Genomic DNA, 18726 nt, shown 5'->3' on the forward strand with positions numbered 1-18726 from the left:
CTTTGATGCAGGACGATCCGAAAACCCTCGTTTCTACCGAATGGCTTGCGGCCCATATGAAAGACCCGGACCTGCGGGTTCTGGATGGGTCATGGTATCTGCCTGCGCAGAACCGCGATGCCAAGGCCGAATATGACGCGGCCCATATCCCCGGTGCCCGGTTCTTTGATATTGATGAAATCTCCGACCGCCGCTCGGACCTGCCGCATATGGCGCCCCCGGTTGAAAAGTTCATGTCGCGGATGCGGGCGATGGGTGTCGGCGACGGGCATCAGGTCGTGGTCTATGACGGTGCCGGGCTGATGTCGGCGGCACGGGTCTGGTGGCTGTTCCGTCTGATGGGGCAAGAGAACGTGGCCGTGCTGGACGGTGGCTTTCCCAAATGGCAGGCCGAGGGCCGCGAGATCGAAGACCTGCCCCCCGTGATCCGTGACCGCCACATGACTGTGCGCGTGCAGAACCATCTGGTGCGGGACGTGACGCAGGTCTCGGCCGCTGCCAAGCTGAATGACCACGAAATCATCGACGCACGCGCGGCTGCGCGCTTTGCAGGCACTGCGCCCGAACCGCGCGAGGGGCTGCGCTCGGGCCACATCCCGGGTTCGCACAACGTACCTTTTGGCGAATTATTGAACAAAAACGGCACTATGAAATCGCCCGAGGATTGCCGCGCCGTGTTCGAGGCCGCAGGCGTTGATCTGACAAAACCCGCGATCACCACTTGCGGGTCGGGCGTGACCGCCGCGATCCTTAGCCTGGCGCTGGAACGCTTGGGCAAGAAAGACCATTCGCTTTATGACGGCTCCTGGGCTGAATGGGGTGCCTTCCCGACCCTGCCCGTCGCAACCGGAGAGAACTGATGTTCGAGAACCTCAAACCGCAGCCCGCCGATAAAATCCTGGCGCTGATGCAGATGTACCGCGAAGACCCGCGCGATCAAAAGATCGACTTGGGTGTGGGCGTCTACAAGAATGCCGAAGGCGTGACCCCGGTGATGCGCGCCGTCAAGGCCGCCGAAAAGCGCATTCTGGAGGAACAGGAGAGCAAGGCTTACACGGGTCTGGCTGGTGATCCGGCCTATGCCGATGCGATGATTAACCTGATCCTCGGCGATGCCGTGCCGCGTGGCAACATCGCCGCCGTGGCGACCCCCGGCGGCACCGGTGCCTGTCGTCAGGCGTTCGAGATGATCCGCATGGCCAACCCCTCGGCCCGCGTCTTTGTGTCGAACCCAACATGGCCGAACCATCTGTCGATCCTGAACTATCTGGGGATGGAGACCGTTCCCTATCGGTACTTCGACGGTGAGACCCGTGGCGTTGATTTCGACGGTATGATTGCCGATCTGAAAACCGCCAAAGCAGGCGACGTCGTGCTGCTGCATGGCTGCTGCCACAACCCGACCGGGGCCAACCTGAACATGGTCCAGTGGCAAGAGGTTGTGAACGTTATCAACGAGCTGGGCCTCGTGGCGATGGTCGACATTGCCTATCAGGGCTTTGGTGACGGGCTTGAGGAAGACGCGCAGGCAACCCGTCTGGTAGCCTCATCCGTCAAGCGTTGCCTTATCGCGGCGTCCTGCTCGAAGAACTTCGGCGTTTATCGCGAACGGACTGGCTTGCTGATGGCGATCAGTGATGACGCAGCGCAAACGTCGCTGAACCAGTCGACGCTGGCCTTCCTGAACCGTCAGAACTATTCCTTCCCGCCCGACCACGGCGCGCGGGTTGTGACCACGATCCTGAATGACGATGCCCTGCGCGCCGACTGGGCGGCCGAGCTGGAAGAGGTCCGCCTGTCCATGCTGGGCCTGCGTCAGCAACTGGCCGATGAGCTGCAACGCCTGACCGGATCAGACCGCTTTGGTTTTATCGCCCAGCACCGCGGCATGTTCTCGCGTCTGGGCGCAGCACCTGAATTGGTCGAGCAACTGCGCAACGATCACGGGATCTATATGGTGGGAGACAGCCGTTTGAATATCGCTGGTCTGAACGCCAACACGGTGCCGATTCTGGCCAAGGCGATTGTCGACGTCGGCGTTTAAGCCTATCTGAATAATACATCAAAGCCGCGCCTTAGGGCGCGGCTTTTTTTCATGCCTGTATGATCCAAAGAAAAAGCCGGGCGCGAACGCCCGGCTTTGGTTTGGGTATCTCAGGGATATTAACCCTTCGAGAATTCCGGGTAGGCTTCCATGCCCAGCTCGGCCATGTCGAGACCGTTGATCTCGTCTTCTTCACTGACACGGATGCCAAGGGTGGTCTTCAGGATGACCCACAGGATCAGCGCGCCGACAAAGGTGAACACACCGTAAGCTGCGATGCCCAGCAGCTGAGTGCCCAACGAGGCTTCACCATAGAAGATCACGGCGATGGTGCCCCAGATACCGGCGAACAGGTGAACCGGGATCGCACCGACAACGTCGTCCAGCTTGAACTTGTCCAGCATCGGAACCGCGAAGACTACAATGACACCGCCCACGGCACCGATCCAAAGTGCGCCGAACAGAGTCGGGGCCAGAGGTTCAGCCGTGATCGAGACCAGACCGGCCAGCGCGCCGTTGAGCACCATGGTCAGGTCAGGCTTTTTGTACAGCAGTTGCGTCAGGATCAGCGCCGCTACGGCACCGGATGCAGCGGCCATGTTGGTGTTGGCAAAGATGCGCGACACGTCGGAAACGTCACCCACGGTTCCCATTGCCAGCTGCGAGCCGCCGTTGAAGCCGAACCAACCCAGCCACAGGATGAACGTACCCAGGGTTGCCAGTGCCAGGTTCGAACCGGGCATCGGGTGGACTTTACCGTCTTTGTACTTGCCGATACGCGGGCCCAGAACGATCACGCCTGCCAGAGCGGCCCAGCCGCCGACCGAGTGTACAACGGTCGAACCAGCGAAGTCCGAGAAGCCAGCTTCAGACAGCCAGCCGCCGCCCCACTGCCACGAACCAGAGATCGGGTACAGGATGCCGGTCAGAACAACGACGAAGATCAGGAAGGGCCACAGCTTGATACGCTCGGCTACTGCACCTGACACGATCGAGGCCGTTGCGGCAACGAAGACCAGCTGGAAGAAGAAGTCCGATCCGATCGACGCATAATCCAGCGCCGCATCCGCAGACGCAATGCCAACCGGATCAAGAACGGTCTGACCACCAAGGGAGAAGAAGCCGTTAAAGTCGCCGGGATACATCGTGTTGAAGCCAACCAGCCAATACATGATCGCCGCAATCGAAAACAGCGCGATATTCTTGGTCATCTGCATCGCCACGTTCTTGGAGCGCACAAGGCCACCTTCCAACATGGCAAAACCAGCCGCCATGAAGAAGACCAGGAAACCGGCCATCAGGAACAGCAGAGTGGTGAAGATATAGCCCACGTCCTCCATCGACGAAGGCGGGTCATTAGCGAAGGCAGCCGCAGGAAAGGCGACCAGCACAGCGGCTGTGGTGAGAATTCGGTTTAGTTTCATCTGATATCTGTCCTTTTACGGATGGGGGCGCCTTACAGCGCCTCTTCGTTCGTTTCCCCGGTCCGCACGCGCAGGGCCTGCTCGACATCAAGGACGAAAATCTTGCCGTCGCCGATCTTGCCGGTCTTGGCGGTTTTGGTGATGGTTTCGACGATCTGGTCGGCCATCGTGGCGGGCACCACGATTTCCAGCTTGATCTTAGGTACGAAGTTCACGGCGTATTCGGCGCCGCGGTAAATCTCGGTGTGACCGGACTGCGAGCCGAAGCCCTTGATTTCGGTCACCATCATGCCGCGCACACCGGCCTCGGTCAGTGCCTCGCGCACCTCCTCCAGCTTGAACGGCTTGATTGTCGCAATGATCAGTTTCACGTTGATCCCCTCTGCTTCCCGGTCTGTCCGGCTTGTTTGCACTCGCAGCAAAAAAGCCTGACTGGCCGCGTTTAGGAACGCCGAGAGCAGCCAAACGCTGGGGAAATTTGCGGCGAGGTGCACAATTTTTGCACAGAATGAGGACAACGCCTAAAAATTGTGCACAATAAGGAAGCGATTTACCTGAAATTCAGACCTCAACTTCATTGGTCGGGCAAGGTATGGTGGCTCAAAACGATAACCGGGCAGAGTTCGGAAATGACAGATTCCAGGCGTCGCAAATCCCCTTTGGTTGCGGACAAAAGATACCCGTCCAAGGGTCGTAAACCCAAGGCGACCAAGCGCACCGCGAAACCTGCGGGCAAGAAGGCTGTCGCACGCAAGACCACCACCCGAAAGTCCACCCGTAAGAAAACACGTAACAAATCAGGTGGCAAAGGGGGCGGATTTTTCCGCCGCCTGATCCGTTGGCTCTGGCGTATGGTCTGGGGCGTGACCTGGCGCGTGGGGGCCGTGTGCGCGCTGTTGCTCGTGTTGGCGATCGGTGTTGTCTACACCTCACTGCCTGATGTCGATTCGCTGTTGGACGGACGCGCGCGGGGTTCCGTGACGATGCTGGACCGCGAGGGTAAGGTCTTTGCATGGCGCGGCGACCAATTCGGCGGTGTGATCACAGCAGATACGGTTTCACCGCATCTGAAACACGCGGTCATCGCGACCGAGGATAAACGGTTCTACCGTCATTTCGGTGTCAGCCCCCGTGGTGTGGCAAGTGCCGTGCGTATCAACCTTAGCGAAGGACGGGGGCCGTTGTCGGGCCATGGGGGCTCGACCATCACGCAGCAGACGGCCAAGTTGCTGTGTCTGGGTGTGCCGTATGATCCCGCCGAGTGGGAGTCAGAGGCCGCATACGAGTCCGATTGCCGACAGGGTTCGCTCTGGCGCAAGGCAAAAGAGGCCGTCTATGCGATGGCGATGGAGGTGAAATACTCCAAGGACGAGATTTTGACGATCTACCTCAACCGTGCTTTCCTTGGCGCTGGCGCCCGCGGGTTCGAAGCCGCCAGCCAGCGTTATTTCGGTATTTCAGCGGCCGAGGTTTCACCGTCCGAGGCGGCGATGCTGGCGGGCTTGCTGGTCGCCCCCACCCGCTATGCGCCGACCAACAACCTGCAACGATCGCAGGACCGGGCGCGGCTTGTCGTTGGGTTGATGGAGGATCAGGGATACCTGTCCACCGCGCAGGCCAGCGAGGCGCGCGCACGGCCGGCACAACTGTCCGAGGCCGCGGCTGCGCGCGCAGGCGGGTATTTCGCCGATTGGGTCATGGCCAGCGGACCCGAGTTCTTTACCCGAAACACCACTGAGGATGTGGTGATCCGCACGACTCTGGATCAGCGGCTGCAGAAGTCGGCGGAAGAAGCGTTGCAATATATCTTTCAGGAAAAGGTGCGTGAAGGATCCAAGGCTCAGGCCGCGATTGTCGTGATGTCGGCGGATGGTGCGGTGCGCGCGATGGTCGGCGGGCGCAAGACCCGCGTCTCGGGTGCGTTCAATCGCGCCACACAAGCACTGCGCCAGACCGGATCATCTTTCAAACCTTTCGTCTATGCGACTGCGCTTGAGCTGGGCTATTCGCCGCTGGATACGGTGATGGACGAACCCTACTGCATCGATATTCCCGGTTCGGGACCATGGTGTCCCAAGAACTATACCAACAAGTTCTATGGCCGGGTGACATTGGCAGACGCGCTGATGAACTCGCTGAATATCCCGGCGGTGAAGGTGGCCGAGATATCGGGGCTTGATAACGTACGCACTGTTGCCAGCGGTTTTGGCATCGCAAACGACCTGGCCGAGGGGCCAGCTCTGGCGCTGGGCGCGTCCGAGAGCACGCTGATCGAGATGACCGGCGCTTATGCGGGTATCCTGAACGGCGGTTCGTCGGTCGAGCCTTATGGCCTGACTGAACTGAAGCTATTGGGCGATGAAACGCCTGTCATGGTGACGACAACTGGTATCGGCGAACGTGTGATCAACGATAAGGCGGCCAAGCAGCTGACCTGGATGATGGAGCGTGTGGTGTCCGAAGGGACCGGCGGGCGCGCGAAACTGCCGGGCTGGCAGGTGGCAGGCAAAACAGGTACAACGCAGGCCGCTCGGGATGCGTGGTTTGTCGGCTTCACGGCGGACTACGTGGCTGGTGTATGGATGGGGTATGATGACAACACGCCACTGTCCGGCGTTACCGGAGGTGGTCTGCCCGCCGAGATATGGAAAGAAACAATGGTCCGCGTGACCGAGGGGATGACGCCCACACCGCTGCCGATGTTGGCACCGGACCCGCCCGTCAGGACCGCTCAGCCACAGCAACAGCGTCGTAAAAAGCAAACCGGTTTGGATCGGGCCATCAATAACCTGTTGAACAACATTTTCGGGAATTGACCGGCCAAAGAAAAAGGCGGCGCACCGGGCACCGCCTTTATTTGACTTGGGTCGAGGGGATTAGACGCTTTCGTCCAGCGCCGCCAGAATCGCGTCACCCATCTCGGTGGTCGACACAGGCTGTACGCCCTCTTCGGCCAGCAGGTCGGCGGTGCGGACGCCATCGGCCAGCACTTTTTCAATTGCCGCTTCCAGGCGATCCGCCTCATTCCCCTGATCAAAGCTATAGCGCAGCGCCATAGCAAAGCTGAGGATACAGGCAATCGGGTTGGCCTTGCCCTGACCCGCGATATCGGGGGCCGAGCCGTGGACGGGTTCGTACATCGCCTTGGGGCGACCGTTGGCCATGGGCGCACCCAACGAAGCGGATGGCAGCATACCCAACGAGCCGGTCAGCATCGCCGCACAATCCGACAGGATATCGCCGAACAGGTTATCGGTGACGATCACGTCAAACTGCTTGGGCGCGCGCACCAACTGCATCGCGCCGTTGTCAGCATACATGTGGGTCAGCTCGACCTCGGGGTAATCGGCGGCCACACGGTCTACGACCTCGCGCCACAGGATGCCCGATTCCATCACGTTGGCTTTTTCCATCGAGCACAGCTTTTTGTTCCGGCGCATCGCCAGTTCAAAGGCCGAGCGCGCGGCGCGTTCGATTTCGGACTCGGTGTAACGCTGGGTGTTGATGCCCACGCGTTCATTGCCTTCGTTGAAGATGCCGCGCGGTTCGCCGAAATAGACGCCCGATGTCAGCTCGCGCACGATCATGATGTCCAGTCCGGCCACGATGTCTTTCTTCAGCGACGAGAAATCCGCCAGTGCGTCAAAGCACTGGGCCGGGCGCAGGTTGGAAAACAGGTCCATTTCCTTGCGCAGGCGCAACAGGCCGCGTTCAGGCTTTACGCTGAAATCAAGATCGTCGTATTTCGGGCCGCCCACGGCACCCAGCAGAACCGCGTCCACCTCTTGTGCCTTGGCCATGGTTTCATCCGAAAGGGGCTTGCCATGCGCGTCATAGGCGGCACCGCCGACCAGATCCTCGCTCACGTCAAAGTGAAGGCCGCGCTTGTCGCCGAACCATCCGATGATTCTGCGCACTTCGGCCATAACTTCCGGGCCAATTCCGTCTCCGGGCAGGATGAGGAGCGAAGGGTTGGACATGAAGGATCTCCTTGCGTTTCGTCGCACAGGGCCTAGCGTCTGGACCCGAGCGGGTCAATGAGACGATCCAGCCAAATCACGAGGAAAACACATGTTAACACCGGGAAATCCTGTTCCAGGCCTGAAAATCGATACCGTCAGCCACGGAAGTTTCGATCTGGATGCCGATAAGGGTGAAAACGGCACGCTGGTGATTCAATATCGCGGGCTGCATTGCCCTATCTGCATCAAGCAGATGACCGAGGTTGAGGCCGCGCTGGACGATTTCGCCGCTCTGAGTGTTGAGGTGATCATGGTGACCACGGATACTGCTGAACGTGCTGCGGAAACTGCCGAAAAAGCCGGGGTGTCGCGTCTGCGTGTGGGGCACAGCCTGCCTTTGGCCGCCGCGCGTGAGTATTGGGGGCTGCAAATCTCAACCGCGCGCGAGGGCAGTACCGAGCCCGCGATGTTCGCCGAACCCGGCCATTTCTATATCGGGACAGACAGGACGTTGTACTATGCGTGGCAGCAGACAACGCCGTTCGGCCGCCCGGCCATTTCTGATATCGTCGGCGGCCTGAAATTCACATTAGGCAATGATTACCCGCCGCGTGGCACCTATACCGGCCCGCTCTGATTGAATTCTGTGACGCAGCCCGGATATCTGCTGGTCCGGGCTGACGTCCTGTGCAGGGTTTGTATTCCTGCTGATATCGCTTTTAGAGCCTCTATGGCTGGGCCAAGTCGACCCATACCAAACGGTGGCGACTGGCTGCTTGCGCCTCTTTTCGCAAGCCTGTGTCTTTGTCGGGCCAATGAATGCCCGCGTCCACCACACGCAAATGCGTCGAGGGCAGAACGTAGTCGACCCGCATTTCCCCAACTGCTTTCCAACTGACCGTGGCCGTGTTGCCGGTCGGATCCGCAGGCTCAGGGTCTTGCAGACGTTGGTCTTCTAACAGCATGCGAATGGCCTCTTTGCGCCCTTCGCCCCGTGACGGGTCCAGGTTTGCGTCTCCGGCAATGACGAAAGCCGCATGGGGTGGTGTGCCGATCCGATCGTCTAAAAGGGCACGCCACAACAGGATTTCATCTTTGTTGCGCAGGCCATTGCGGTCTTCAGGCCCGTCGAACACCGGCGGCGCTGCGTGGAAGGTTAGCAGGTCCAATGGCCCGAAGGGCGTTTCGACCGGAACAACCCAATGCCCGACCGAAGACAAGCGCTGAACGCGGTGCGCCGCGTCGGATGGGAAGGGGGCACCATCCTTGACCGGTAGCTGCGCATCGGGTGCATTGCGCCACAGCAATGGCGTGAAATCCTGAACGCCTTCACGCACAATGGGATAGCGGGACAGAACTACTATGCCCGCCTGACCAGTAAAACGACCCCAACCCTGAGCGTCTCCGGGACCATGTGTGCGACCGTCGCCATCCAGATCCAGATCGGTTTCCAAACCTGCGTTTGGTTGCGCGGAAAAGTGGTGCAAATAGTCCAGCCCAGCCAAGCGCAGCTTGGACTTCAGAGCAGCAAGCACTTCGCCATTCAGGTCCCAGTCGACACCCTGTAGCGCAACGATATCGGGGCGGGTCCGTGTCAGAACCGCGACCACGGCCTGTACCTGCGGATCGCCGCGCCGAATATCGCGCAGCAGCAGGCCGGGGCCGTCACGGCTGAGCTCGGTGTTGAATGAGGCTACACGGATGGTTTCTGCCTGCGCCGCAAAGGGCAGCAGCAGCAAAAGCAAGACGCGGATCATGCGGTCTGTGTGGACTCGGTTGTTGAATACGCACGGCGCTTTTCGACGATCAGGTTCGCAATGCGCAGGGTGGCCATACCGCGCATGATCATGCTGGCCGGCAGGAAGGCCCAGGCGCTCATGGTCCAGATCAGCGTCTGCGGGTTAGTGAGCGAGATCGGATTCGCATAGTCGGTCAGCAGTTTGATCAGCGCCGGTATCAGGAAGGGCAGCAATACTCCGATCGAGATATTCAGACGACCGTCTCGCTGCAGGCGGGTGACGACGTCTCCGCCTTTGGTGGGGTCGAACAGGGGTAGGTTGGTCCAGACATTGAACGCGCCATTGCCTGTGGGCCACCCGCGCAGTTTAACCGCATATGCAAAGCTGCCGATCGTGGCCAGCGCAGCCACATACGCAACGCTGGCTGAAATGCGAACCAGTTCGGTCAGTGGAATGCTTGCGTCAACGGGCAGCATAAGAACTATCAGCCGAACGGGCGAATACGGGAAATCGACGACATTCGCGACACCAACGCCTATCGTGTAGAATACCTCGGTCAAAGCGGTCGGCGCGTAGGCATTCTTGCAGATCAGTGTCAGGAACATGATCATCGATACAAGTCCGACGAACCTCAGGCGGTTTACAGGCGGCGCATCTCGGAATTCGATAAAGCTGGGAAAGGCCGAGTTATATTCAGCAAACGTCAGGAAAAACGCGAGAATGGCGAGAAACACGACGATCTCGGTCCCATTCGTTGACGATACGGGCAGATACAACGCGGGGGTCAGCACCATAAGTGCAACCAATATCCCCCGAATTGCCGCCCCTGTTGTGCGCGCAATCACTATCCGAACCCTTTCAAACTGGATAGGCCGATTCTTTGCCGACTTCTTTCCAACTTGTGCCCGCCGTTGATTATTCTGACGGATGCCTCTTTAGCGCCAACACTGGCCCCCTGAGGCACTTCGCTCAAGCCAAGGTGCAGAAAACACGCCATTTTGGGCAAAAAGATGGCAAAACTGGTGCGGGATTGCATCATTCGTGTCGCAAATCCGACGCGGTATTTAAGATGCCCGCTACATGTTGTGGTTGCGTTAATCTCGACCCCAAGAATGCGAAAGGGGCCGCTGACGCGACCCCAATAAGTTGAGTGTTTGCAGAATCGAAAGAATCAGACCCAGGGGCGGGCCTGGCTTGCGTGATCCTCGAACTTGTCGATGTGGTGATCTTTCTCCATGGTCAGGCCAATGTCGTCCAGACCGTTCAGCAAGCAATGTTTGCGGTGCGGGTCGATGTCAAACGTGATCTCGACGCCGTCCGAAGTGGTGATCTTCTGCTCTTCCAGATGCACGGTCATGCGGGCGTTTTCACCTTTGTGCGCGTCATCCATCAGGATCGCATGGTGCTCGTCCTCGACCACGATGGGCAGGATACCGTTCTTGAAGCAGTTGTTGAAGAAGATGTCGGCAAAGCTGGTCGAGATCACGACCTTGATGCCGAAATCCTTGATCGCCCAGGGCGCGTGTTCGCGCGACGAGCCGCAGCCGAAATTGTCGCCGGCCACCAGAATCTCGGTGTTGCGATAGGCGGGTTTGTTCAGAACGAAATCTTCGTTCTCGCCGCCGTGGTCGTGATAGCGCATCTCGTCAAACAGCACGACGCCAAGGCCAGACCGTTTGATCGTTTTCAGGTGCACTTTGGGGATGATCATATCGGTGTCGATATTGATCAGCGGCATTGGGGCGGCCACCCCGTGGACTTTTTCGAACTTTTCCATCTCTACACTCCTGCAGGGGAGGGCCGCGCCCGTGCCCTGCTTTTAAGCTTGTTTCGCTTCTGTGGTTTCGTCAGGTGATAGGGCGGCATCGGGGTTGTTCTTGACGAAGAACGCCATGAAGACCAGACCAAGCCCGTTGAACAGCATCTCGATCCCCAGCAGAATGCCCAGCAACTGGAACAGTACCGCAGGGTCGGTGGCAGCAAAGCGCCAGATCAGGACGGCCAGAACAATCGACATCACGCCCGAGATCAGCGTTGCCCAGAAATACTGTGTGCCACGCATCTGGAACGACAGGATAACCCGGGCGATACCGCCAGCCAGAAATAGGATTAGGCAGACGGTTGCCAATGTCAGCGTGCCCTCAAGCGGATGCATCCAGAAGGACCATCCAAGGAACACCATCACCACACCCATGATGAGCGACAGGATCTTGTTACCGGTGCCCTCGACCGTAAAGCCGCCGACAATCTGCAACACACCCGAAATCAGCAGTAACACACCGGTTACCACCGTTACTGCAATAGACGCCACCGCGGGCGCGCCCAGCACAAAGATGCCAAACGCGATGGACAGAAGCCCCAACAGCAGCCATTTGATCCAGTCACTCATCAGTTCAATCCCTCAAATATTCAGATATGAGGGCACCTTACATCAATTCACGGACGTCTGTCAGCCGTCCTGTGAGTGCCGCAGCGGCAGCCATGGCCGGGCTTAGCAGGTGGGTGCGGCCTCCGCGGCCCTGACGGCCTTCGAAGTTGCGGTTCGAGGTCGCAGCACAGCGCTCGCCCGGTTGCAACTGGTCAGGGTTCATCGCCAGACACATGGAGCATCCCGCCAAACGCCATTCGAAACCGGCCTCTTTGAAGATATCTGCCAGCCCTTCTTCCTCGGCCTGCAGGCGCACAAGGCCCGAGCCAGGCACGACCATGGCGCGCATTCCGTCCTTGATCTTTTTGCCCTTCAGGATTTCAGCAGCGGCGCGCAAATCTTCGATCCGGCCATTGGTGCAAGACCCGATAAAGACGGTGTCGATTTGCACATCGCTCAGCTTCTGACCGGCTTCCAGACCCATATACTCGATCGAGCGGCGGGCCGCGTCGACCTTGCCACCTTCGAAATCTTCGGGGTTCGGCACGGTTGCGGTGATTGGCAGCACGTCTTCGGGGCTGGTGCCCCATGTGACGACGGGCGCGATGTCTTCACCGCGCAGGGTGATGACCTTGTCGAAATGCGCGCCTTCGTCGGTATAGAGCGTTTTCCACCAGTCCATCGCGGCTTCCCATTGTGCGCCTTTCGGGGCGTGGGGGCGGCCTTTGACATATTCGAACGTGGTCTCGTCAGGGGCGATCAGGCCCGCGCGGGCGCCGCCTTCGATCGCCATGTTACAGACTGTCATGCGGCCTTCCATCGACAGATCGCGGATCGCTTCACCGCAATATTCGATGACATAGCCGGTGCCGCCAGCGGTACCGGTCTCACCGATCACGGCCAGAGTGATATCCTTGGCGGTCACGCCCGGCTGCAATTTGCCGGTGATTTCCACCTTCATGTTCTTGGATTTTTTCTGGATCAGGGTCTGGGTGGCCAGAACGTGCTCAACCTCGGATGTGCCGATGCCGTGGGCCAGCGCGCCAAACGCGCCGTGGGTGGCGGTGTGGCTGTCGCCGCAGACAACGGTCATGCCGGGCAGGGTCCAGCCCTGTTCGGGGCCGACAATGTGGACGATGCCCTGACGGACGTCATGCACAGGATAGTAGTGAATGCCGAAATCCTTGGCGTTCTTGTCCAGCGCTTCGACCTGAATGCGCGATTCCGGGTTCTCGATCCCGTTCACACGGTCCGGTGTCGTCGGAACGTTGTGATCCGGCACGGCGATGGTTTTTTCCGGCGCGCGCACTTTGCGGCCCGCCATACGCAGCCCTTCAAAGGCCTGCGGGCTGGTCACTTCGTGAACCAGGTGGCGGTCAATATACAGCAGGCAGGTGCCATCATCGGCTTCGTGCGCGACATGGGCATCCCAGATCTTGTCATAGAGTGTTTTGGGGGACATCGGTCCTCTCCCGTATGTAATGAGAAATGGCTGGCGAAATGGCTCAGGCCGCGGATAGCCGCGCCAGAACCGTGCGGGCAGCGCCAAAGAACCGTTCACGCAGACGCGCGCGGTCTTCCAGGTTCTGAATTTGGGCTACAGTGAGTCTCATGGCGTCCAGATATATCGCGGCTTGCCGTCAATCAAGGTTCAAAACTGCGTCAGGCTTGCATCATGGGGCTGTGCTGTCCAAGCTGGGGGTATGAATCAAGACCTGATCCCCAGCTCGCTGTCGGACCTTTATGACAACATGGTCGCGGGCTTTTCCGTGCAATTCGAAAACCTTCTTGAACTGGTGGTCACGCCGGGCTGGCGTCAGCACCAGCTGGTGATCATTCTATTGCTATGGGCTTTGGCATTTGGCCTTAAGCTTTTCACGCAAGGCCGGTGGGATTCTTGGGCGCGGGCGCGCACTGGGTGGCCCAAATGGCGGTTGCGCGTTTTAGTACAGCTGATGCAGCGCTTGACGCTGGTCTATTTCGTAGTGCTGTCCTGGGCACTGTATCTGGTCATGCAGCAGATCACATGGCCGTCCCGCAGCTATATCATTGGCGTCATCGCGACATTGGCGACGGCGTGGTTGGCCATAGCGCTGGTGGCGCGACTGGTGCGCAACCGGACGCTGCGGCGGATCTTCAAATGGGCCATGTGGGTCTATGCAACGCTTGTTGCCCTGAATCTGACTGATGACGTGGCCGAGTTTTTGGACGGAGTCGCGATTTCTATCGGAGATCTGCATATCTCGGTGCTGGGGATCATCAAGGCGACGCTTTTGATCGGTGTTCTGCTGACGTTGGCGCGTGTGGGTACGCGCGCAGCCGAACGTGGTTTGAAAAACAACGATGACATTACGCCTTCCATGCAGGTGCTATTGGCCAAGGGCATTCAGGTGGTTCTGTATGGTGCGGTTTTCTTGGCAGCCATTCGCACGTTGGGCTTTGACCTGACCGGGATTGCGCTGTTGTCCGGTGCCATCGGTGTGGGCATCGGGTTTGGGCTGCAAAAGGTGGTATCGAACCTAATCTCGGGGATTATCATCCTGATGGATCGCTCGATCAAGCCGGGCGATGTGATATCGCTTGGCGATACGTTTGGGTGGATCAACGCGCTGGGCGCGCGTTATGTCTCGGTCGTGACACGGGATGGGCGGGAATACCTGATCCCGAACGAAGATCTGATTACCAGTCAGGTCGTGAACTGGTCGCATTCCGACAAGTTCGTGCGGCTGGATCTTGAGTTCGGCACCAGCTACGACGACGACCCGCACCAGGTACGTGCAACGGCCATCAAATCAGTAAAAGCGGTAGGTCGTGTTCTGAGCGGCGGTCTACATGAACCGGTCTGCCATATTACCGGTTTCGGGGACAGCAGCGTCGACTATGTCTTGCGCTTTTGGATCAGCGACCCGACCAAAGGGCTGACAAACATCCGCGGCAATGTCTATTTGGCGCTTTGGGATGCGTTTAAAGCCGAGGGGATATCGCTGCCTTTCCCGCAGCGTGAAGTGCGACTTTTGTCCGACGCAGAGTAGCAACAGATCGCATTGGAGTGACCCCACGTTGCGCGGCGCTTCATTGAAATGTTGCATTCCCCTTGTTACCTTATTAGTACCCCGGCGCCGGGATTTGATGGCGTGCAGCAAAGGAGGACTATGTCCTGTCTCTACATACCCAGGCGGGTTTGCCCGCCGATGACGGGGCCAGCGTGATGGCCCACTCTCAGTCAATCAGCGACAAGCTGCTTGAGCGTATCCTTTCCTCACTTTCCGATGACAAGGCCGAAGACGTCGTGCAGATCAACCTGCAAGGTAAGTCTTCTGTTGCGGATCACATGGTGATTGCCTCGGGTCGGTCGACCCGTCAGGTGGCGGCCATGGCGGAAAAGCTGACGGATCGCATCAAGCAGGAATTCGGTTTCACCTCGAAGGTCGAAGGCAAGGATGCCGGCGACTGGGTGCTTATCGATACGGGCGACGTGATCGTCCATATCTTCCGCCCCGAAGTGCGTGAATTCTACCAGCTGGAAAAGATGTGGCTGCCTGCGGGCGGCAGCGCCTCGGCCAACTGAGGCGCCATCCCGGCCCCTGTTGAAGGGTCGGAGGCGAGAGAGATATGCGGATCAGCATAGTTGTGGTCGGGCGATTGCGCGCCGGACCCGAAAAGACCCTGCTTGACGATTACCTGACCCGATTTGACCGGACCGGCCGCGCGCTGGGCCTTGGTCCCGCGCGGGTGATTGAGGTTGAAGACAAAAAAAACGCAGGCATGGGGGCCGAGGCCGCGCTGCTACGCAAGGCGCTGCCCAAGGGCGCGGTGATCTGTACGCTGGACGAACGCGGGCGAGTGATGTCCTCGCCGGATTTTGCCAAAAAGCTGGGCGGCTGGCGTGATGCCGGGCGGCAGGATTTGGCGCTGATCATCGGCGGGGCGGATGGAATAGACCCTAATCTGCGGGATGAAGCGGATTTTTCCATCTCATTCGGGTCGATGGTCTGGCCCCATATGCTGGTCCGTGTGATGCTGGCCGAGCAACTCTATCGGGCTACGACCATTCTCTCGGGCGGCCCTTATCATCGAGTCTGATATGGCGCAGCTTTTGATCGTCTACCATTCGCGTACCGGCGGGGCCCGGCAGATGGCCGAAGCCGCAGCGCAGGCCGCGCGGGATGAGACGGATGTGGTTCTGAAAACCGCGGATCAGGCCGGACCCGAAGACTTACTGAAAGCTGACGGCTATGTCTTCTGCGCGCCTGAGAATCTGGCCGCTATTTCGGGTCTAATGAAAGAGTTCTTCGATCGCAGCTACTACCCGGTTCTGGGCCGCATTGAGGGCCGACCCTATGCGCAAATGGTTTGCGCCGGGTCCGATGGCGAAAACGCCGCACGCCAAACCGCCCGAATCGCAACGGGCTGGCGGTTGAAAGAGGTGCAGCCGCCTTTGATCATCTGCACCCATGCGCAAACGCCCGAGGCGATATTGGCCGAGAAAACCATCCCCGACGCCCAGTTGGACAACTGCCGCGAATTGGGCTTGGCTATGGCCGCTGGGTTGGCGATGGGGGTCTTCTGATCTCAGTGCAAATCGACCACAAAGGTCTCTTTGGCCCAGCCGTCCGTGTTGGTGCGGGCTTGCACCTGAACCTGCGCCACTCCTTCGGGAATCGCCACACCACTGAGCGATCGGGTGAAGGGTTGTTCATTCTCATGCGGGTGATGCAGTACGCGCATCCCTAGCTCTTTCCCCTCCATATCCAGCACGCGCCAGCCATCTGCGTAGTCATCCCAACCCGTTTCGGGATGGAGGACGGTGACATCGAATCGCCATGTCGCGCCGCTCTGTTTGGCAGTGACGGCCTCGATCACGGGATCATCGGCAAGGGCGGGGGTGGCCAGAAGGGCGGTTAAAACAAGATATCGCATGATGTGAACTTAACCTCATTGATGCAGAGTGGTGATCACGATCCGGTGTTAAGCAGCACCGTGCGCGAATGCGATGCGAACTCGCGCCGATACAGCATCGCCAGTGTTGCTACGGTCCCCGCAATCAAAGCTACAGGCCCTAGAATCCACGCCACGGCCGCCAGTGCGAAATACGTCGCCCGCAGGCCGCGATTAAAGGCGCGGGCGGCGGTAACGCAAATCTCGGCTGCTTGCCCAGCACGGGGATAAGCGGTGGGATCATCGGGGTCATTTGGAACGGCGGCCATCAGCACGGCGCAATAGCCAAACAATCTATGCGCCCAGACATATTTCAGAAAGGCATTGGCCAAAAACAACAGGATGATCAGGATCTTGACCTCCCACACCAACGCGGGTGCGGTCCCCAGGGCCAGATCCTGCGCCAGTCCTGCCAACCGTTCGGTATTGCCCAACAGGGCCAGCCCGCCCCCGATGGCGATCATCGTAGTCGAGGCGAAGAATGTGCTACCCTGTCGCATCGTGCCCACCACTTGCGCGTCAAACATACGCGGCTGACGCGTGACCATTTCCTTCATCCAGTCCCGGCGATAGCCATCCATGATCATCCCAACCGAGGGTTTTTCAGGGGGCGGGTTTTCGATCCGCCAGCCGATCCACAGCCACGCGCCGATCAGCAGGGCGATGCCGACAAAATCGAGTGGCGCGAAGGGCAGAGACTGATCAATCCAGGACATAAGCGTGACACTAAGTTGTGACGTTAGAACTTGCCAGATCAGAAAATTGGTAATATTATTTTACCAAACTGGAGGGCCGCCATGGAAATGCCAAAGCCAAATCCCGACATCCTGCGTCGAAAGGACGTGGTTCTGCGCCGATTGCAGCAGGTTTTGCCAGAAGATGCGGTGATCCACGACCCGGCCGAGACGCGCGCTTATGAGTGCGACGCGCTGACGGCTTATCGCTGCCCTCCGATGTTGGCGGTACTACCGTCTACGACGTCTGAGGTCTCGGACGTGCTGCGCATCTGCAATGAAGAGGGCGTGCCGGTGGTGCCGCGCGGCTCGGGCACGTCGCTCGCAGGTGGGGCGTTGCCCACGGCGGACAGCGTCATTCTTGGCATTGCCCGAATGAATGACGTTCTGGAAACCGACTATGATAACCGCTTCATCCGCGTTCAGACCGGCCGTACTAATCTGAGTGTGACCGGTGCCGTGGAAGAAGATGATTTCTTCTATGCCCCCGACCCGTCGTCGCAGCTGGCCTGCGCGATTGCGGGCAATATCGGGATGAATTCGGGTGGGGCGCATTGTCTGAAATACGGTGTGACCACGAACAACTTGCTGGGCGTCACGATGGTGATGATGGATGGCAGTGTGGTCGAAATCGGTGGCGCGCATCTGGACGCGGGCGGGCTGGACTTGCTGGGCGTGGTCTGCGGATCCGAGGGACAGTTGGGTGTCGTGACCGAGGCGACGCTGCGCATCCTGCGCAAACCCGAAGGCGCGCGGCCCGTGCTGATGGGGTTTGATGATAACGAAGTCGCCGGGCAATGTGTTTCTGACATTATCAAATCTGGCATCCTGCCGGTGGCGATCGAGTTCATGGATACGCTGTGTATCAAGGCGTGCGAGAACTTTGCTCAGGCCGGCTACCCCGACTGCCACGCCTTGCTGATCGTCGAGGTCGAAGGCTCTGAGGCCGAAATCGACTATCAGCTGTCCAAGATCATTGAGATTGCCAAGCGGCATAACCCTGTCGAGCTGCGCGAAAGTCAGTCCGCAGAAGAAAGCGCCAAGATTTGGCTAGGGCGCAAATCGGCCTTCGGCGCGATGGGTCAGATGAACGACTATATGTGTCTGGATGGGACCATCCCGGTCTCGGCATTGCCGCAGGTTTTGCGCCGTATTGGAGAGCTGAGCGAGGAGTATGGCCTGCCCGTGGGCAACGTGTTCCACGCGGGCGACGGCAATATGCACCCGCTGATCCTGTTCGATGCCAATAAACCCGGCGATCTTGAGAAATGCGAAGCGTTCGGAGCGGATATCCTAAAGCTCTGCGTGGATGTGGGCGGCTGCTTGACCGGCGAGCATGGTGTGGGCATCGAAAAGCGGGATCTGATGTCGCATCAATACGCGCCTGAGGATCTTGAGGCGCAGATGGCCGTCAAGGATGTATTCGATCCGAACTGGTTGCTGAACCCGGCCAAGGTGTTCCCATTGGATGTTTCTCAGCCCCGCCGCGAGGCGCGGATCGCTGCAGAATAGGCTCT

20 protein-coding genes are annotated in these 18726 nt (G+C 59.0%); 9 read left to right on the forward strand and 11 right to left on the reverse strand.

The window, feature by feature from the left end:
• Nucleotides 1-5: 5 nt before the first annotated feature.
• Together sseA and AC2FF7_RS15665 are read left to right on the forward strand one after the other, a co-directional pair.
• On the forward strand, nt 6-860 hold the full coding sequence (gene sseA, locus AC2FF7_RS15660) for a 3-mercaptopyruvate sulfurtransferase (protein ID WP_170353836.1): 855 nt from the start codon (nt 6-8) through the stop codon (nt 858-860).
• The gene (locus tag AC2FF7_RS15665) at nt 860-2044 is read left to right on the forward strand and encodes an amino acid aminotransferase (protein WP_480870227.1); all 1185 of its coding nucleotides are present in this window, start codon (nt 860-862) and stop codon (nt 2042-2044) included. The genes sseA and AC2FF7_RS15665 overlap by 1 nt, the downstream gene beginning before the upstream one ends.
• 119 nt (nt 2045-2163) lie before the next feature.
• Here AC2FF7_RS15665 and AC2FF7_RS15670 read toward each other — a convergent pair whose 3' ends face one another.
• Both AC2FF7_RS15670 and AC2FF7_RS15675 read right to left on the reverse strand, forming a co-directional pair.
• The gene (locus AC2FF7_RS15670; protein ID WP_170353832.1) at nt 2164-3468 is read right to left on the reverse strand and encodes an ammonium transporter; all 1305 of its coding nucleotides are present in this window, start codon (nt 3466-3468) and stop codon (nt 2164-2166) included.
• 32 nt (nt 3469-3500) lie between these two features.
• Nucleotides 3501-3839, reverse strand: a complete 339-nt coding sequence (locus tag AC2FF7_RS15675) for a P-II family nitrogen regulator (protein WP_058273036.1) — start codon at nt 3837-3839, stop codon at nt 3501-3503.
• Between the two features lie 258 nt (nt 3840-4097).
• Here AC2FF7_RS15675 and AC2FF7_RS15680 point away from each other — a divergent pair, with 258 nt between their 5' ends.
• The gene (locus AC2FF7_RS15680; RefSeq protein ID WP_496905914.1) at nt 4098-6284 is read left to right on the forward strand and encodes a transglycosylase domain-containing protein; all 2187 of its coding nucleotides are present in this window, start codon (nt 4098-4100) and stop codon (nt 6282-6284) included.
• 60 nt (nt 6285-6344) lie between these two features.
• On the opposite strand, the gene leuB is transcribed toward AC2FF7_RS15680, so the two are convergent.
• Complete coding sequence (leuB, locus tag AC2FF7_RS15685) at nt 6345-7448, reverse strand: 3-isopropylmalate dehydrogenase (protein ID WP_496905915.1); 1104 nt, start codon at nt 7446-7448, stop codon at nt 6345-6347.
• A 91-nt stretch (nt 7449-7539) separates the two neighbouring features.
• Between leuB and AC2FF7_RS15690 the strand changes: the two genes are divergently transcribed.
• Nucleotides 7540-8067, forward strand: a complete 528-nt coding sequence (locus AC2FF7_RS15690) for a redoxin domain-containing protein (protein ID WP_480868766.1) — start codon at nt 7540-7542, stop codon at nt 8065-8067.
• Between the two features lie 91 nt (nt 8068-8158).
• Here the strand turns inward: AC2FF7_RS15690 and AC2FF7_RS15695 are convergent, their stop codons facing one another.
• From AC2FF7_RS15695 to AC2FF7_RS15720, 6 genes are all read right to left on the reverse strand, one after another.
• Nucleotides 8159-9187: an endonuclease/exonuclease/phosphatase family protein gene (locus tag AC2FF7_RS15695; RefSeq protein ID WP_480868764.1), complete on the reverse strand. Its 1029-nt coding sequence runs from the start codon at nt 9185-9187 to the stop codon at nt 8159-8161.
• Nucleotides 9184-10014, reverse strand: coding sequence for a hypothetical protein (locus AC2FF7_RS15700; protein ID WP_170755332.1), 831 nt, complete (start codon nt 10012-10014; stop codon nt 9184-9186). Before AC2FF7_RS15700 ends, AC2FF7_RS15695 begins: the two co-directional genes overlap by 4 nt.
• A gap of 326 nt (nt 10015-10340) precedes the next feature.
• The gene (gene leuD / locus AC2FF7_RS15705) at nt 10341-10946 is read right to left on the reverse strand and encodes a 3-isopropylmalate dehydratase small subunit (RefSeq protein ID WP_353390852.1); all 606 of its coding nucleotides are present in this window, start codon (nt 10944-10946) and stop codon (nt 10341-10343) included.
• A 42-nt stretch (nt 10947-10988) separates the two neighbouring features.
• Nucleotides 10989-11558, reverse strand: a complete 570-nt coding sequence (locus AC2FF7_RS15710; RefSeq protein ID WP_170755334.1) for an HdeD family acid-resistance protein — start codon at nt 11556-11558, stop codon at nt 10989-10991.
• Nucleotides 11559-11595: 37 nt separating this feature from the next.
• The gene (gene leuC / locus AC2FF7_RS15715) at nt 11596-12999 is read right to left on the reverse strand and encodes a 3-isopropylmalate dehydratase large subunit (protein ID WP_480868760.1); all 1404 of its coding nucleotides are present in this window, start codon (nt 12997-12999) and stop codon (nt 11596-11598) included.
• A 43-nt stretch (nt 13000-13042) separates the two neighbouring features.
• A complete protein-coding gene (locus AC2FF7_RS15720; RefSeq protein WP_170675431.1) occupies nt 13043-13150 on the reverse strand; it encodes an isopropylmalate isomerase in 108 nt (35 codons plus the stop codon).
• Between the two features lie 90 nt (nt 13151-13240).
• Between AC2FF7_RS15720 and AC2FF7_RS15725 the strand changes: the two genes are divergently transcribed.
• The 4 genes from AC2FF7_RS15725 to AC2FF7_RS15740 all read left to right on the forward strand — a co-directional run bounded on the left by AC2FF7_RS15725 (nt 13241) and on the right by AC2FF7_RS15740 (nt 16107).
• Complete coding sequence (locus AC2FF7_RS15725; RefSeq protein ID WP_170755335.1) at nt 13241-14569, forward strand: mechanosensitive ion channel family protein; 1329 nt, start codon at nt 13241-13243, stop codon at nt 14567-14569.
• Nucleotides 14570-14745: 176 nt separating this feature from the next.
• Nucleotides 14746-15105 (forward strand): ribosome silencing factor, encoded by a 360-nt coding sequence (gene rsfS, locus AC2FF7_RS15730; protein ID WP_170353820.1) that lies wholly within the window; start codon nt 14746-14748, stop codon nt 15103-15105.
• Nucleotides 15106-15149: 44 nt separating this feature from the next.
• Complete coding sequence (rlmH, locus tag AC2FF7_RS15735; protein ID WP_496905916.1) at nt 15150-15620, forward strand: 23S rRNA (pseudouridine(1915)-N(3))-methyltransferase RlmH; 471 nt, start codon at nt 15150-15152, stop codon at nt 15618-15620.
• Nucleotide 15621: 1 nt separating this feature from the next.
• Complete coding sequence (locus tag AC2FF7_RS15740; protein ID WP_480868755.1) at nt 15622-16107, forward strand: flavodoxin family protein; 486 nt, start codon at nt 15622-15624, stop codon at nt 16105-16107.
• A 2-nt stretch (nt 16108-16109) separates the two neighbouring features.
• Here the strand turns inward: AC2FF7_RS15740 and AC2FF7_RS15745 are convergent, their stop codons facing one another.
• Complete coding sequence (locus AC2FF7_RS15745; RefSeq protein WP_170353817.1) at nt 16110-16457, reverse strand: hypothetical protein; 348 nt, start codon at nt 16455-16457, stop codon at nt 16110-16112.
• A gap of 35 nt (nt 16458-16492) precedes the next feature.
• On the reverse strand, nt 16493-17191 hold the full coding sequence (locus tag AC2FF7_RS15750; protein WP_170755338.1) for a DUF599 domain-containing protein: 699 nt from the start codon (nt 17189-17191) through the stop codon (nt 16493-16495).
• 81 nt (nt 17192-17272) lie between these two features.
• Here AC2FF7_RS15750 and AC2FF7_RS15755 point away from each other — a divergent pair, with 81 nt between their 5' ends.
• Nucleotides 17273-18721 carry an FAD-linked oxidase C-terminal domain-containing protein gene (locus AC2FF7_RS15755; protein ID WP_496847545.1) on the forward strand — a complete coding sequence of 483 codons (1449 nt, stop codon included), beginning with the start codon at nt 17273-17275 and terminating at the stop codon, nt 18719-18721.
• The last annotated feature ends 5 nt before the right edge of the window (nt 18722-18726 follow it).

This window comes from Ruegeria sp. YTSC325 (assembly GCF_059609525.1).

Bases quoted from the DNA above. Each gene is read 5' to 3' on its own strand.
- sseA (WP_170353836.1), top strand. From the start codon at position 6: ATGCAGGACGATCCGAAAACCCTCGTTTCTACCGAATGGCTTGCGGCC.
- AC2FF7_RS15665 (WP_480870227.1), top strand. From the start codon at position 860: ATGTTCGAGAACCTCAAACCGCAGCCCGCCGATAAAATCCTGGCGCTG.
- AC2FF7_RS15670 (WP_170353832.1), bottom strand. From the start codon at position 3,468: ATGAAACTAAACCGAATTCTCACCACAGCCGCTGTGCTGGTCGCCTTT.
- AC2FF7_RS15680 (WP_496905914.1), top strand. From the start codon at position 4,098: ATGACAGATTCCAGGCGTCGCAAATCCCCTTTGGTTGCGGACAAAAGA.
- leuB (WP_496905915.1), bottom strand. From the start codon at position 7,448: ATGTCCAACCCTTCGCTCCTCATCCTGCCCGGAGACGGAATTGGCCCG.
- AC2FF7_RS15690 (WP_480868766.1), top strand. From the start codon at position 7,540: ATGTTAACACCGGGAAATCCTGTTCCAGGCCTGAAAATCGATACCGTC.
- AC2FF7_RS15695 (WP_480868764.1), bottom strand. From the start codon at position 9,187: ATGATCCGCGTCTTGCTTTTGCTGCTGCTGCCCTTTGCGGCGCAGGCA.
- leuD (WP_353390852.1), bottom strand. From the start codon at position 10,946: ATGGAAAAGTTCGAAAAAGTCCACGGGGTGGCCGCCCCAATGCCGCTG.
- AC2FF7_RS15710 (WP_170755334.1), bottom strand. From the start codon at position 11,558: ATGAGTGACTGGATCAAATGGCTGCTGTTGGGGCTTCTGTCCATCGCG.
- leuC (WP_480868760.1), bottom strand. From the start codon at position 12,999: ATGTCCCCCAAAACACTCTATGACAAGATCTGGGATGCCCATGTCGCG.
- AC2FF7_RS15720 (WP_170675431.1), bottom strand. From the start codon at position 13,150: ATGAGACTCACTGTAGCCCAAATTCAGAACCTGGAAGACCGCGCGCGT.
- AC2FF7_RS15725 (WP_170755335.1), top strand. From the start codon at position 13,241: ATGAATCAAGACCTGATCCCCAGCTCGCTGTCGGACCTTTATGACAAC.
- rsfS (WP_170353820.1), top strand. From the start codon at position 14,746: ATGGCCCACTCTCAGTCAATCAGCGACAAGCTGCTTGAGCGTATCCTT.
- rlmH (WP_496905916.1), top strand. From the start codon at position 15,150: ATGCGGATCAGCATAGTTGTGGTCGGGCGATTGCGCGCCGGACCCGAA.
- AC2FF7_RS15740 (WP_480868755.1), top strand. From the start codon at position 15,622: ATGGCGCAGCTTTTGATCGTCTACCATTCGCGTACCGGCGGGGCCCGG.
- AC2FF7_RS15745 (WP_170353817.1), bottom strand. From the start codon at position 16,457: ATGCGATATCTTGTTTTAACCGCCCTTCTGGCCACCCCCGCCCTTGCC.
- AC2FF7_RS15750 (WP_170755338.1), bottom strand. From the start codon at position 17,191: ATGTCCTGGATTGATCAGTCTCTGCCCTTCGCGCCACTCGATTTTGTC.
- AC2FF7_RS15755 (WP_496847545.1), top strand. From the start codon at position 17,273: ATGGAAATGCCAAAGCCAAATCCCGACATCCTGCGTCGAAAGGACGTG.